Raw genomic sequence first — 355 nt, 5'->3', positions numbered from 1 at the left:
CGCACAGCGCGACCTCCATCCCGAGACGTTCGGCGAGGTCCGCGACGCGGCGCGTCGTGGTGCTCTTGCCCGTGCCGGGCCCGCCCGTGAGGACCACGAGGCGGTGCTCCTCGAGGAGGTCGAGCACGGTGGCCTGCTGAGGGCTGAGGCCCACCCGGTCGGACTTGCGGACCGTCCACTCGTCGGCGGGGGGCGTGGCGAGCAGCGTGCGGACGGTGCTCGCGAGCTTCTTCTCGGCGCGCAGCACGCTCGGGACGTACACGCGACCGTCGTCGTCGACGACGCGGCCGAACTGCGCGGCGCTCTCCAGCGCGAACTCCGCCTGCAGGGGCGTGACGCGCGCGTAGTGCGTGAG

General features: G+C 73.8%; 1 protein-coding gene. It reads right to left on the bottom strand.

The genetic code is table 11. The annotated features are described in order from the left end of the window. The coding region (locus tag DEIPI_RS41425) for an AAA family ATPase (protein ID WP_045234249.1) at nt 1-355 on the bottom strand (355 nt) is incomplete at both ends.

This window comes from Deinococcus pimensis DSM 21231, from assembly GCF_000519345.1.
Lineage (GTDB): Bacteria > Deinococcota > Deinococci > Deinococcales > Deinococcaceae > Deinococcus_A > Deinococcus_A pimensis.
The sequence above is the reverse complement of the archived record's forward strand: the minus strand, read 5'-3'. Positions and strand labels throughout refer to the sequence as shown.